This window comes from Pseudomonas sp. JQ36 (genome assembly GCF_053851495.1).
This window is the reverse complement of record NZ_CM132642.1, coordinates 2,656,431-2,669,508: the sequence shown is the minus strand read 5'-3', so window position 1 is coordinate 2,669,508 and position 13,078 is coordinate 2,656,431. Positions and strand designations below refer to the sequence as shown.

9 protein-coding genes and 1 tRNA gene are annotated in these 13,078 nt (G+C 59.7%); 4 read left to right on the top strand and 6 right to left on the bottom strand.

Features of this window, described 5'->3' with window-relative positions; translation table 11 throughout:
- The first annotated feature begins 166 nt into the window (after positions 1 to 166).
- A complete protein-coding gene (locus ACS4NR_RS11830; protein WP_456020182.1) occupies positions 167 to 3,298 on the top strand; it encodes a hypothetical protein in 3,132 nt (1,043 codons plus the stop codon).
- A 194-nt stretch (positions 3,299 to 3,492) separates the two neighbouring features.
- On the opposite strand, the gene ACS4NR_RS11825 is transcribed toward ACS4NR_RS11830, so the two are convergent.
- Together ACS4NR_RS11825 and ACS4NR_RS11820 are read right to left on the bottom strand one after the other, a co-directional pair.
- On the bottom strand, positions 3,493 to 3,852 hold the full coding sequence (locus ACS4NR_RS11825; protein ID WP_456020181.1) for a DUF6124 family protein: 360 nt from the start codon (positions 3,850 to 3,852) through the stop codon (positions 3,493 to 3,495).
- Positions 3,853 to 3,983: 131 nt separating this feature from the next.
- A tRNA-Asn gene (locus ACS4NR_RS11820) sits at positions 3,984 to 4,059 on the bottom strand.
- Between the two features lie 228 nt (positions 4,060 to 4,287).
- On the opposite strand from ACS4NR_RS11820, the gene ACS4NR_RS11815 reads away from it, so the two are divergent.
- The gene (locus tag ACS4NR_RS11815) at positions 4,288 to 4,518 is read left to right on the top strand and encodes a hypothetical protein (RefSeq protein WP_456020180.1); all 231 of its coding nucleotides are present in this window, start codon (positions 4,288 to 4,290) and stop codon (positions 4,516 to 4,518) included.
- Here ACS4NR_RS11815 and ACS4NR_RS11810 read toward each other — a convergent pair.
- Together ACS4NR_RS11810 and ACS4NR_RS11805 are read right to left on the bottom strand one after the other, a co-directional pair.
- On the bottom strand, positions 4,515 to 4,715 hold the full coding sequence (locus ACS4NR_RS11810; RefSeq protein WP_247269305.1) for a hypothetical protein: 201 nt from the start codon (positions 4,713 to 4,715) through the stop codon (positions 4,515 to 4,517). The genes ACS4NR_RS11815 and ACS4NR_RS11810 overlap by 4 nt on opposite strands.
- Positions 4,716 to 4,940: 225 nt before the next feature.
- A complete protein-coding gene (locus tag ACS4NR_RS11805) occupies positions 4,941 to 6,137 on the bottom strand; it encodes an amino acid aminotransferase (RefSeq protein WP_456020179.1) in 1,197 nt (398 codons plus the stop codon).
- A gap of 337 nt (positions 6,138 to 6,474) precedes the next feature.
- On the opposite strand from ACS4NR_RS11805, the gene uvrB reads away from it, so the two are divergent.
- Positions 6,475 to 8,490 (top strand): excinuclease ABC subunit UvrB, encoded by a 2,016-nt coding sequence (gene uvrB, locus ACS4NR_RS11800; RefSeq protein ID WP_007969222.1) that lies wholly within the window; start codon positions 6,475 to 6,477, stop codon positions 8,488 to 8,490.
- Positions 8,491 to 8,613: 123 nt separating this feature from the next.
- Here the strand turns inward: uvrB and ACS4NR_RS11795 are convergent, their stop codons facing one another.
- Together ACS4NR_RS11795 and ACS4NR_RS11790 are read right to left on the bottom strand one after the other, a co-directional pair.
- Positions 8,614 to 10,164, bottom strand: coding sequence for an MDR family MFS transporter (locus ACS4NR_RS11795; RefSeq protein ID WP_456020178.1), 1,551 nt, complete (start codon positions 10,162 to 10,164; stop codon positions 8,614 to 8,616).
- On the bottom strand, positions 10,154 to 11,203 hold the full coding sequence (locus ACS4NR_RS11790) for an HlyD family secretion protein (RefSeq protein ID WP_456020177.1): 1,050 nt from the start codon (positions 11,201 to 11,203) through the stop codon (positions 10,154 to 10,156). Before ACS4NR_RS11790 ends, ACS4NR_RS11795 begins: the two co-directional genes overlap by 11 nt.
- 228 nt (positions 11,204 to 11,431) lie before the next feature.
- On the opposite strand from ACS4NR_RS11790, the gene gltX reads away from it, so the two are divergent.
- Positions 11,432 to 12,913: a glutamate--tRNA ligase gene (gene gltX, locus ACS4NR_RS11785; protein ID WP_003226448.1), complete on the top strand. Its 1,482-nt coding sequence runs from the start codon at positions 11,432 to 11,434 to the stop codon at positions 12,911 to 12,913.
- The last annotated feature ends 165 nt before the right edge of the window (positions 12,914 to 13,078 follow it).

The window sequence follows — 13,078 nt, the reverse complement described above, 5'->3', positions numbered from 1 at the left end:
GCTGCTTTCAATGGTGGCGACGCAGCATTGAGGCTATGGGATCGTGCGACCGTTCATCGCAAATACGTCCTTACCTGTAATTTCTGACAGTAGCCACAGCCGTCATCTTCAGCGCTGAATAACTCCACGCCCTTTGTCTTCCGACAGTTCGCACGGAGTTCCGTCCATGCTCGTTCAGCCCAAGAAGAAAATCTCTGCTCCCCATTCACTGCTGGACCCGTTAGTCCCCGGGCGCCTCCTGCCTTCCGGCCAGTGGGGGATCAACCGGGCGGCGGCGCTGCTCAACTTTCCCGATGACGGTCTGCAAGTCGTGATCCCCGCCTGGGCCAGCAAGGCCGTTGGAGATACCGTCAAGCTGCTGCTCAATGACCGTGAGGTCGACGGGCGTCCCATCATTGACGCGGCCGAGCTCAAGCAACCGACCCTCTTGTGGGTGGCTCCTCGTCATCTGCAGACAGGTCCTTACGAACTCACCTACGAAATCAAACAGCCCAATCAAAAAGAAGAGCGTCCGGACAAGCCCCTCAACCTCTTCGTCAAACTGGAACTCCCCGCTGGCCAGGACATCGACCCGGGCCCTGGTCACTCCAACCTGTACATGTACATTCCCCCGGAAATCGTCAACGGCGGTGTGGACAAAGACGTTGCCGAAGCGGGAGTGCCGATTGTCATCAGGTCCGCGGCCGGCAGCGGCTTGCCTTACCCCGACATTGCGGAGGGCGACGTCATTCATCTCAGTTGGGGGGGCTTTTTTGAGTATTCCACACCGGTGACCCTGGAGCAGATCAACGATCCAGCGGCAAACCCGATATTAATCACGGTCTCCAAAGCCACCATTGAACGGGCTGGTAACACCGACCTCTTCGGTCTGGCGGTCACCTTCAAAGTGCGCGACATCGTTGGCAATGAATCGGAAGACTGGTGCAAGGCAACCCGCATCGTCGTCACCACCGGCATCGACCTGCTGGCCGCACCGATTGTTCAGGAGGCTGTCAATAATGAACTCGACGCCGATAAACAGGGCGATAACGACATTACGGTGCATGTCACGGCCACCCAGCCAGACTTCGAGATGGGTGACATCATTCACTTGACCATGCTCGGCACCACCCTGGAGGGCGAAAAAGTCGAAGTCACCGCCCTGCCCCAGACCGTCGACAATATTCCGCATAACTACGAGTTCAAGCTGTCCATTGCGGCCGTGCGCAAACTGGTCAATACCCAGGTCAGTTTCTTCTATCGGCTGGAACGCAGCGGCAGCAGTGACCCGTTACGCTCAAAAGGGCAGTTTGTACAAGTCACCGGCGCAGCCCACCGCCTGGCCGCACCGATCATCGAAGAAGCCGAGGGTGACTTCATCGATCCCACGAAGACCCCCATCAACGTCCGCATTCCGTTCGATCCGGCCATCGAGTACGGCATGGGCATTGAGCTGTTCCTGTTGGGTAAAAGTCCGGACGGCAGCACCTTCCTGCCTGAGTTGGAGTGGCACATTCCGGAGGAGTATGAAGTCGAGAATCCCGAAGGTTTCGTCATCACCGTCAATGACTACAACCTCAAGCTCCTTGACGGCGGAACCCTGAAGGGGTGGTACGACCTGCTGATAGCCGAAGGCGACGAGATCCTCAGACGGGAGTCGCTGCACACGAAATTGCTCAATGTGGGTGAACCGAAATTCGAGCTGGACGCCCCCATTGTCCTCGGGGTGGCGAACGGCTTCCTCGACCCGGCCACACTGCCCGGCGGTACCAGTAAACTGACCATCCCCAGGCCTGTGGTGAAGCCATGGGTAGCCAACGACGAGGCCACCTGGAAGTGGGTGGGCGACATCTCCGGCGAGGAGCCCGGGTCCCGCACATTCAATGCCGTAACCGCCCAGCAAGACTGGGTCATCAACCTGGACGCCGCCTTCGTCGCCCAACACATCGAACCCAACCGCGGCAGCAAGATCACCGTCCGCTACCAGCTCTGGCGCCATGCCACAAATGAGACCAGCCTTTCGAACCCATTGGTGTTCACCGTGGGCGTCGCGCTGGAACTGCTCGCCCCTTCGATCAAGGAAAACAACGGCGACAGCGCACTCAACCCGCTGCTGGTCAGGGACACCTTGACCATCGTGGTGCCGGACAACACCGCGTTGCTGCCAAACCATGCAATCAGCGTCACCTGGACTGGCGCTGACGGCACGCCGGCCGGCGGGTCGCACACCTCAGTGCCGCGCGCGGTAAGCGAAGGGCTTGAGTTTGCGATCCCCAACAGCGTGGTGGCGTTCAATCTGGGTAAGCAGGTAAAAATCTCCTACGTCGTCATCATTGATGGTCATCCAACACCGTCCCGGGTATTTGACCTGACGGTGCAAGCAATGCCGCAGAGCGCGCTGGCCAGCCCCACCATCGAGCAGGCCGACAACGACGGCGTCGGCCCGGAACTGCATACCGGCAACCTGACCCAAGCGTCCGTACGCATGGGTGACTGGCCGCTGATCGCCCTCAACCAATACGTCTGGTTGCGCCTGCGCGGGACCAAAGCCGACGGCAGCGCCTACCTGCGCGAGATCTGGAGCGCGCCGACGGCCTTCACCAACCCCGACTGGATTGCTGACCGGTTCTTCACTGCTCCGCTTCCAGCCGATGAGCTCAAAGCTCTGCAGGATGGCAGCAGCCTGGAATTGGTGTTTAAAGCGGCGCTTGGTCAGAGCACGGTGGAGAGTGAGGCGGTGGAGTTTCCAGTGCGCACTTACACGATCAAAGCGGCTCTTGCTCTGGTTATCAATACCGAGCCTGTATCGCTTGGCGGCTGGATTTTCCGTTCCGATCACACTCCCACGAATCCTCCGGGTGGCAGTTTTGTCGACAGGCAGGCAAGCGGGGGCGTCCCACCCTATCAATACTCATCAAGCAACTCAGCGGCCGCAGAAGTGAATATCACCAATGGTCGGGTGATTTCCAAAGGCAACGGTACCGCTGTCATTACGGTTCGCGATAGTGCAAACCAGACGGTGTCCTACCCTGTTTCAGTCTCGAACGTATATCGAATCTTTGGAACCGGCGCGTTCAATACCTATACCCAATGCAGCAATGCGGCGGCTAATCAGGGTGGGCGAATTCCGTCCTTGGCGGAGTGGCGTTCATATATCAGCACCTATGCGGGCTTAGCGACAGACCATGTATGGTGCTGGGCGGCTGATTCGGCCGGCCTTGGCAAACGCTGGGCGATTTATCCGGCCACAGGAGAAGCGAAGGTTTTAAGAGATCTGGGTTTTGGAGGCGACACGGCGCACGGGTACGGCATCAGGTAATCCGGGCTTGATACCCCGTAACCGTCACCTATTCAGGACAATCTGAATACAACGGATAAGGGTAGGGATTTATCTGATGGCAATCGCGAGCAGGCTCACTCATGCAATGGATCTTGCCGGGCACTTAACCAGTGACCAATGCAGATCCACTGTGGGAGCGGGCCTGCTCGCGAAGAGGCCAGGACTGTCAGCGCCTATTCCTTTAGCACAACATTATCCAGCGCCTGATTCACCGCCAACTCCCCCAGCATCACCACCTGCGCAATGCCCAGCGCCGTATTACGACTCGGCCCCTCCAGCGTGCCGGCGAAATCGCCGAGCATCACCGTGGCCGAGGCCAGTGATTCGCAGGCGTTGGCCAGCAGGGATTCGGTGTCGGTTTGTGGATTGACGAGGAACATGCTGCTGGGGGTGTATGGCGTTGCCATGATTTGCGCGGGTGCGAGGTAATGGTCGAGGGCGCGTTCGGCGGCTTCGTGGAGTTTTCTTGAGTTGAGGGATTCGTAGGGTGATAGCGGGTCTGTGACTGGCGGATTGGGTGGGGTTTCGGGCATCAGATGGAACTCCGATCGAGGCACTTTGGAAGAATGATGACCTGTAGGAGCTGCCGCAGGCTGCGATCTTTTGACTTTTCGAGCACCCACAAAAAAGCCCCTGAATCTTTCGATTCAGGGGCTTTGCTATTTGGCTCCACAACCTGGACTCGAACCAGGGACCCAATGATTAACAGTCATTTGCTCTACCAACTGAGCTATTGCGGAATTGGTGCGTATGTTACTGATTCAAAAAGAGAAGTCAAGCATCGAGTGTAAATTTTCTGCTGTCAGCAGGATAGACGGCGATTTGTCAGTGATTAGCGATTACCAGAATCGCCTCACAGGTCTACCATGACTGCCCGGAAGTGGTCACACGCGCTGCCGGCCATTCGCCGAAAAGGTACGCGCCATGACTCAAACCGCTCTGATTTCTCTTTCCCGCGAGGTGCTCGTATGAGCGTCACGCAAATCAGCCTGCCCAAAGGGGTCGGCCCACATGCCGAAAAACTCTTCGACGCGATCACTCAGGCCAATACCGCTGAAGAGCTGAACCGCGCTGGTGGCAAGGCCGAAGGTTTCGTGCTCGGTCTGGAAAGCACCAAGGCGATCAAAAGCCAGATTGCCGAATCGCTGTACGTCGCGTATGACGATGCGGCCAGTCAACGGGCGACAGAGCTGGCCTAACCGCCGAAGGTGATCGTGCCGAGCATCAGTTTGGCGTAAGCAGCGGTGGCGGCCAGTTGCACCAGCCACAGGGCCAGGCCGCCTAGGAAGACGCCCGCTGCGACTTGCAGCACCAGGCTTTTGTCGCGTTTGGCCGGGGGGCGGGGGATGAAGTCATCCAGGTCGTCTCGGTCAGCGCGCAGATTGTCGTTTTTCATAGGTGTTCTCGCAGAACTCTGAGGTGTACACAAAACCTGTGGGAGCGGGCTTGCTCGCGAAGGCGTCGGCCCAGCCAGTATTTTTGTCGCCTGATGCACCGCTTTCGCGAGCAAGCCCGCTCCCACAATGGAATCTGTGTGCAGTCTAGAGGGTTCGGATAGTTTTCCGGGACAAATAAAAAACGGGAAGCCCCAAGGCTTCCCGTTTTTCATGGCAAAGCGAAATCAGATGACCTGAACGATCGCATCCGTTACCGCTTTGATGTTGCTCTGGTTCAGTGCCGCGACGCAGATGCGGCCGGTGTCCAGGGCGTAGATGCCGAACTCGTTGCGCAGGCGATGCACTTGCTCAGTGGTCAGGCCGGAGTAGGAGAACATGCCGCGCTGACGACCGACGAAGCTGAAGTCACGCTGCGAGGCTTTCTCGGCCAGCAGGGCGACCATCTGCTCGCGCATACCGCGAATGCGCAGGCGCATTTCTGCCAGTTCGGCTTCCCACTGGGCGCGCAGTTCCGGGCTGTTCAACACAGCGGCGACGATGCTTGCACCGTGGGTCGGCGGGTTGGAGTAGTTGGTGCGGATCACACGCTTGACCTGCGACAGCACGCGTGCGCTTTCTTCTTTCGATTCGCTGACGATCGACAGGGCGCCAACGCGCTCGCCGTACAGCGAGAACGACTTGGAGAACGAGCTCGAAACGAAGAAAGTCAGGCCCGATTCAGCGAACAGACGCACAGCCGCGGCGTCTTCGTCGATGCCGTCGCCGAAACCCTGGTAAGCCATGTCGAGAAACGGTACGTGACCTTTGGCCTTGACCACGTCCAGCACGTTTTTCCAGTCAGCCGGGGTCAGGTCGACGCCGGTCGGGTTATGGCAGCAGGCGTGCAGCACAACGATCGAGCCGTTCGGCAGGGCGTTGAGGTCGTCGAGCATGCCGGCACGGTTCACGTCGTGGGTGGCAGCGTCGTAGTAACGGTAGTTCTGCACCGGGAAGCCAGCGGTTTCGAACAGCGCGCGGTGGTTTTCCCAGCTCGGGTCGCTGATGGCCACGACGGCGTTCGGCAGCAATTGCTTGAGGAAGTCGGCACCGATTTTCAGCGCGCCGGTACCGCCGACGGCCTGAGTGGTGACGATGCGACCGGCAGCGATCAGCGGCGAGTCGTTACCGAACAGCAGCTTTTGCACCGCCTGGTCGTAGGCCGCGATGCCGTCGATCGGCAGGTAGCCACGGGAGGCGTGCTGAGCAGCGCGAATGGTTTCGGCTTCGATCACCGCGCGCAGCAGGGGAATTCGCCCCTCTTCGTTGCAGTAAACACCTACACCCAAGTTGACCTTGGTGGTCCGGGTATCGGCGTTGAATGCTTCGTTGAGGCCCAGGATTGGATCGCGGGGTGCCATTTCGACAGCGGAGAACAGGCTCATTATTACGGCGGCTCTGAATGGAGAGTGGAGGGACGTGTCGCGCTCCAGCCGAATGCACTAGAGCGGTGCACAAACGGGGAGCTAGTATAGAGGCCATCACTGAGCAATGGCGACAGGCGATTCAGCTTTTCAGGCAAGTTTTTCCGATTATTTCTTGACCGTTAGTCGATTGACTCTGTCAGAGACTTTACCGGATGTAGGACGTTTGCCTTGAAAGGCGAGGCAATCGGCTCCACATTGAGCACAATCTTCGTTTTTCCTTGGGCGACAACGGTCGTTTGCGGTCATCCCCGCGGCTCGGCTGTTTTCTGCGCGAGCCGCGATCCCAGAGGTGTGTATGTCCGAATTCCAGCTAGTCACCCGCTTCGAGCCCGCCGGCGATCAGCCAGAAGCGATCCGCCAATTGGTCGAGGGCATCGAAGCCGGGCTGGCGCACCAGACGCTGCTCGGTGTGACCGGCTCGGGCAAGACCTTCAGCATCGCCAACGTCATCTCGCAGGTGCAGCGCCCGACGCTGGTGCTGGCGCCGAACAAGACCCTCGCCGCGCAGCTGTATGGCGAGTTCAAGGCGTTCTTCCCGAACAACGCGGTCGAGTATTTCGTTTCCTACTACGACTACTACCAGCCCGAAGCCTATGTGCCGTCGTCCGACACCTTCATCGAGAAGGATGCGTCGATCAACGATCACATCGAACAGATGCGTCTGTCCGCGACCAAGGCGTTGCTCGAGCGCAAGGACGCAATCATCGTCACCACGGTGTCGTGCATTTACGGTCTCGGTAGCCCGGAAACCTATCTGAAGATGGTGCTGCACGTCGATCGCGGCGACAAACTCGATCAGCGTGCCTTGCTGCGGCGTCTGGCTGACCTGCAATACACCCGCAACGACATGGATTTTGCCCGGGCGACGTTCCGCGTGCGCGGCGATGTGATTGATATCTATCCGGCGGAATCCGATCTGGAAGCGATCCGCATCGAGCTGTTCGATGACGAGGTCGAGAGCATCTCCGCGTTCGACCCGCTGACCGGCGAAGTCATCCGCAAGATGCCACGCTTCACCTTCTACCCGAAGAGTCACTACGTGACGCCGCGCGAAACCCTGCTCGACGCCATCGAGCACATCAAAGTCGAATTGCAGGAACGCCTCGAATACCTGCGCAGCAACAACAAACTGGTTGAGGCCCAGCGTCTGGAACAGCGCACCCGTTTCGACCTGGAAATGATCCTCGAACTGGGTTACTGCAACGGCATCGAAAACTACTCGCGATACCTGTCCGGACGTCCGGCCGGTGCCGCGCCGCCGACGCTGTATGACTATCTGCCGGCCGACGCCTTGCTGGTGATCGACGAGTCTCACGTCAGCGTGCCGCAAGTCGGCGCGATGTATAAGGGTGACCGTTCTCGAAAAGAAACTCTGGTCGAATACGGCTTCCGCCTGCCGTCTGCGCTGGACAACCGACCGATGCGTTTTGACGAGTGGGAGGGGGTCAGCCCGCAGACCATTTTCGTCTCGGCGACGCCGGGCAACTACGAGGCCGAGCATGCTGGTCGCGTGGTCGAGCAAGTGGTGCGTCCGACCGGTCTGGTCGATCCGCAAGTCGAGGTGCGTCCGGCGCTGACCCAGGTTGACGACTTGCTCTCGGAAATCACCAAACGGGTGGCGGTCGAGGAGCGGGTGTTGGTCACCACGTTGACCAAGCGCATGGCCGAAGACCTCACCGATTACCTCGCCGACCACGGCGTGCGCGTACGTTACTTGCACTCGGACATCGACACCGTCGAACGGGTCGAGATCATCCGTGACTTGCGTCTGGGCACCTTCGATGTGCTGGTGGGGATCAACCTGCTGCGTGAAGGTCTGGACATGCCGGAAGTGTCGCTGGTGGCGATTCTCGACGCCGACAAGGAAGGTTTCCTGCGTTCCGAGCGCTCGCTGATCCAGACCATTGGCCGAGCCGCGCGGAACCTCAACGGCCGGGCGATTCTCTACGCCGACCGGATTACCGGCTCGATGGAACGGGCGATTGGCGAGACCGAGCGTCGTCGCGACAAGCAGATCGCCTTCAACCTGGAAAACGGCATCACCCCGAAGGGCGTGTTCAAGGACGTCGCCGACATCATGGAAGGCGCCACCGTGCCCGGCTCGCGCAGCAAGAAGCGCAAGGGCATGGCCAAGGCGGCCGAAGAAAACGCCAAGTACGAAGCCGAACTGCGCTCACCGAGCGAAATCACCAAACGCATCCGCGCGCTGGAAGAGAAGATGTATCAGCTGGCGCGGGATCTGGAGTTCGAAGCGGCGGCGCAGATGCGCGATGAGATTGCCAAACTGCGCGAGCGGCTTTTGGCTGTCTGAGCTTCATCGCCTGACCGGGCCTCTTCGCGAGCAAGCCCGCTCCCACATTGGATTTGTATCGTACACAAGTCCCCTGTGGGAGCGGGCTTGCTCGCGAAAGGGCCGGCCCAGTCACCACAAAAATCAGTGAGACTCCCCAGCCTTCAACCCCGCCGGCAATTTCCTGGTCAACAAGACCGCCAACATGCTGACCCCCAACGCAATCCCGACAAAGTGAAACGCATCGTTGTAAGCCATGATCAGCGCCTGCTGATGCACGATCTCACTCAACTTGCCGAGCGCCGCCGTATCACTGCCAAACCGGTCGGTCATCGACGCCAGCCGCTCGGCCACTTGCGGATTGGTCGGCACCACCGCTTCACGCAAATAATCGAAGTAGGTCTTGGTGCGCGCATCCAATAGCGTGGCGAGCAGGGCGATGCCGATCGCACCGCCGAGGTTACGCAGGATGTTGAACAGGCTCGACGCCGACCCCGCGTCCTGCGGCAGGATGTACGCGGTGGCGATCAGCGAAATGGTCACCATGATCAGCGGCTGACCCAGCGCCCGGATGATCTGGATCTGATTGAACTGCGGCCCGGCGAAGTCCGGGTTGAGCACCCCCGACGAAAAACTCGCCAGCCCGAACAACCCGAAGCCCAGGGTGCACAGCCACTTCGGCGAAACGAACTTCATCAGCTTCGGCACCAGCGGAATCAGAAACAGCTGCGGCACGCCCATCCACATGATCACTTCGCCGATCTGCAGGGCGTTGTAGTTCTGGATCTGCGCCAGATACAGGGGCAGCAAATAAATAGATCCATAGAGCCCGACGCCCATGCCAAGGCTGGAAATACTCGACAGGCCGAAATTGCGATTGCGCAGGATGCCGAGGTTGATCAGCGGATTGGGTTTGGAGACCTGCACGATGACGAAGGTGATCAGGCTCAGCAGGGCAATGCTGCCCAGGGCCACGATCAGGTTCGATTCGAGCCAGTCCTTGCGATGGCCCTCTTCAAGAAACACCTGCAGGCAACCGAGGCCGACACCCAGTGTGAGAATTCCGGTGTAGTCGGTGCTTTTCAGCAGTTCCCAGTGCGCTTCCTTCTTCTCCAGCCCGTACATCAGCCCGGCGATCATGATCAGCCCCGGCGGGATGTTGATGTAGAAGATGTATTCCCAGCCCCAGTTTTCCGTGAGCCAGCCGCCAAGGGTCGGGCCGATGGACGGGGCGAAGGTGGCGGTCATGGCGAACATTGCCATGCCTTTGGCGCGGTGGTGTTCGGGGAGTTTGATCAGGGTCAGGGTGAACGCCAGCGGGATCAGCGCGCCGCCGGTGAAGCCCTGCATGGCGCGAAAGACGATCATGCTTTCGAGGCTCCAGGCCATCGAGCACAGCAGCGATGACACCAGAAAACCCAGCGACACCCACACCGCCAGGCGCCGCGCCGAGAGCAACTGCACCAGCCACGCGGTCAGCGGGATCATGATGATTTCCGCGACCAGATACGAGGTGGAAATCCACGAGCCTTCTTCCAGCGTCGCCGACAGCGCGCCCTGAATATCCTTGAGCGAAGAGTTGGTGATCTGAATATCGAGCACCGCCATGAAGGCGCCGAGCATCACGCTCATTACCGCAATCCAGTCCCGCCGGGTCGGCTCGCCGACCGGGCGGATCAGCGAATCACCGGCCATTGTCTGGGGCGTCTTTGATATTCACGGTGACGGTGACCGACATGCCCGGGCGGATCTTGCCGTGCAGCGGGTTATCGGCCTTGAAGGTCAGCTTCACCGGAATCCGCTGCACGACTTTGGTGAAGTTGCCGGTGGCGTTGTCCGGCGGCAGCAGGCTGAACTGCGCACCCGAGGCGGCGAACAGACTGTCGACCCGCGCTTCGATCGGCGTGTCGCTGTAAGCATCGAAGGTCAGCTCGGCTTTCTGTCCGGGCTGCATGTGGCCGATCTGGGTTTCCTTGAAGTTGGCCTGCACCCAGATGTCTTCGTCCGGGACGATTGACAGCAGATACGCACCGGCCTGCACCACTTGGCCATTGCGTGCGGCGCGCTGACCGACCATGCCGCTGATCGGCGCGTGGATTTCGCTGCGGGTCAGGTTGAGCTCGGCTTGCGCCAGATCGGCGCGAGCGTTGGCGATCTGTGCGTCGAGGCGTTTGATCTCGGCAGTCAGTGCGTTGACCTGCTGGCGCTGGCTCTGCGCATCGGCCTGGGCCTTGGCTACTTGCGAACGGGCGATATGCGCGTCAGCGGAGAGGGTGGTCACCCGCTCCTCGGAAACGTAACCGGGTTTGCGCAGGGTTTCAGCGCGCGATAAATCCATCTGTGAGCGGCCCAGCGTGGCTTGGGTGGTGGCCACTTGCGCGTCGCTGGCGGCGATCAGGCTCGATTGCTGAGTCAGTTTGCTCTGCGCCTGCAAACGTTCGGCTTCGCGGGTGGCGAGGGCGGCATTGGCGCGGTCGACGGCGAGGCGGAAATCATTGGGTTCGAGGCGCACCAGCAACTGGCCTTTTTCCACGTGCTGGTTGTCCTGCACCAGCACTTCATCGATGCGTGCGCTCAACTGGCTGGAGACGCGGGTGATTTCGCCCTGGACATAGGCGTTATCGGTGCTTTCATAAAAGCGCCCCTTGAAAAACCAGTGGGCGAAGAAGCCCCCGGCAATCAACAGAACCAGCAGCAGGTAAATCAACAGACGACGCTTGAGTTGGGCAGGCATGGGCAAACTGTAGTCAAGGAATTGTAAGGAAAGTTATCAGGGGCTGAATCTGGCATACCGCCGATAAACGGTAAATGCCGATGGCTGAGATTCGGCCCTTCACCACGATCTATGGGCGTTCCAGCCGCAAACTTGGCTTAAATGCCCTGCCCGCTGGAGCGGGGCGGGTGTCGCCTGTTACCATTCGCCGCTTGATTGTTCTGCTTTTCATTCTTTTCGAGACATGCCATGACCACCGTCCGCACTCGCATCGCGCCATCGCCTACCGGGGACCCCCACGTAGGTACCGCTTACATCGCATTGTTCAACTACTGCTTTGCCAAGCAGCATGGCGGTGAGTTCATCCTGCGCATCGAAGACACCGACCAGTTGCGCTCGACCCGCGAGTCCGAACAGCAGATCTTCGACGCCCTGCGCTGGCTGGGGATCGACTGGAGCGAAGGCCCGGACGTTGGCGGCCCGCACGGCCCGTACCGGCAGAGCGAGCGTGGCGATATCTATCAGAAGTATTGCCAGCAACTGGTAGACATGGGTCACGCGTTCCCATGCTTCTGCACCGCAGAAGAACTGGACCAGATGCGCGCCGAGCAAATGGCGCGCGGCGAAACCCCGCGTTACGACGGCCGCGCGCTGCTGCTGTCCAAGGAAGAAGTCGCGGCCCGTCTGGCCGCTGGCGAACCGCACGTGATCCGCATGAAAGTGCCGACCGAAGGCGTCTGCGTGGTGCCGGACATGCTGCGCGGCGATGTCGAGATCCCGTGGGATCGCATGGACATGCAAGTGCTGATGAAGACCGACGGCCTGCCGACGTACTTCCTCGCCAACGTGGTCGACGACCACCTGATGGGCATTACCCACGTGCTGCGCGGCGAAGAATGGCTGCCGTCGGCGCCGAAACTGATTCTGCTGTACGAATACTTCGGCTGGGAACAGCCGGAGTTGTGCTACATGCCGCTGCTGCGTAACCCGGACAAGAGCAAGCTGTCCAAGCGCAAGAACCCGACTTCGGTGACCTTCTACGAGCGCATGGGCTTCATGCCGGAAGCGATGCTCAACTACCTCGGTCGCATGGGCTGGTCGATGCCCGACGAGCGCGAGAAGTTCTCGCTGCAGGAAATGGTCGACAACTTCGACCTCAAGCGTGTGTCCCTTGGCGGGCCGATCTTCGACATCGAGAAACTGTCGTGGCTCAACGGCCAGTGGCTGCGTGATCTGCCGGTGGAGGAGTTCGCCGCGCGTGTGCAGAAGTGGGCGTTTAATTCCGAGTACATGATGAAGATCGCGCCGCTGGTTCAGGGTCGCGTGGAAACCTTCAGCCAGGTTGCACCGCTGGGCGGCTTCTTCTTTGCTGGTGGCGTGAACCCGGATGCCAAGCTGTTCGAGTCGAAAAAGCTTTCCGGTGATCAGGTGCGTCAGCTGATGCAATTGATCCTGTGGAAACTCGAAAGCCTGCGTCAGTGGGAGAAGGACAGCATCACCGCAACAATTCAGGCGGTGGTCGAATCCCTCGAGTTGAAGCTGCGCGATGCGATGCCGCTGATGTTTGCCGCGATTACCGGGCAGGCCAGTTCGGTATCGGTGCTCGATGCGATGGAAATCCTCGGCCCGGACCTGACCCGTTTCCGTCTGCGCCAAGCGATTGACCTGCTGGGCGGCGTGTCGAAGAAAGAAAACAAAGAGTGGGAAAAGCTGCTGGGCGCCATAGCCTAAGCAGTTGTGATTCCCTGTAGGAGCTGCCGAAGGCTGCGATCTTTTGCTCTTGCTTCTAAAGACCAACGGCAAAAGATTGCAGCCTGCGCCAGCCCCTACAGGTCGGCGGTGTGCGTAAACCTCCCGGATTTTCGGGGGGAGGGCGGTAAGTGATTGTTATGCCGA

Coding starts and splice junctions, on each gene's coding strand:
- ACS4NR_RS11830 (WP_456020182.1), top strand. CDS start 167: ATGCTCGTTCAGCCCAAGAAGAAAATCTCTGCTCCCCATTCACTGCTG.
- ACS4NR_RS11825 (WP_456020181.1), bottom strand. CDS start 3,852: ATGCCCGAAACCCCACCCAATCCGCCAGTCACAGACCCGCTATCACCC.
- ACS4NR_RS11815 (WP_456020180.1), top strand. CDS start 4,288: ATGAGCGTCACGCAAATCAGCCTGCCCAAAGGGGTCGGCCCACATGCC.
- ACS4NR_RS11810 (WP_247269305.1), bottom strand. CDS start 4,715: ATGAAAAACGACAATCTGCGCGCTGACCGAGACGACCTGGATGACTTC.
- ACS4NR_RS11805 (WP_456020179.1), bottom strand. CDS start 6,137: ATGAGCCTGTTCTCCGCTGTCGAAATGGCACCCCGCGATCCAATCCTG.
- uvrB (WP_007969222.1), top strand. CDS start 6,475: ATGTCCGAATTCCAGCTAGTCACCCGCTTCGAGCCCGCCGGCGATCAG.
- ACS4NR_RS11795 (WP_456020178.1), bottom strand. CDS start 10,164: ATGGCCGGTGATTCGCTGATCCGCCCGGTCGGCGAGCCGACCCGGCGG.
- ACS4NR_RS11790 (WP_456020177.1), bottom strand. CDS start 11,203: ATGCCTGCCCAACTCAAGCGTCGTCTGTTGATTTACCTGCTGCTGGTT.
- gltX (WP_003226448.1), top strand. CDS start 11,432: ATGACCACCGTCCGCACTCGCATCGCGCCATCGCCTACCGGGGACCCC.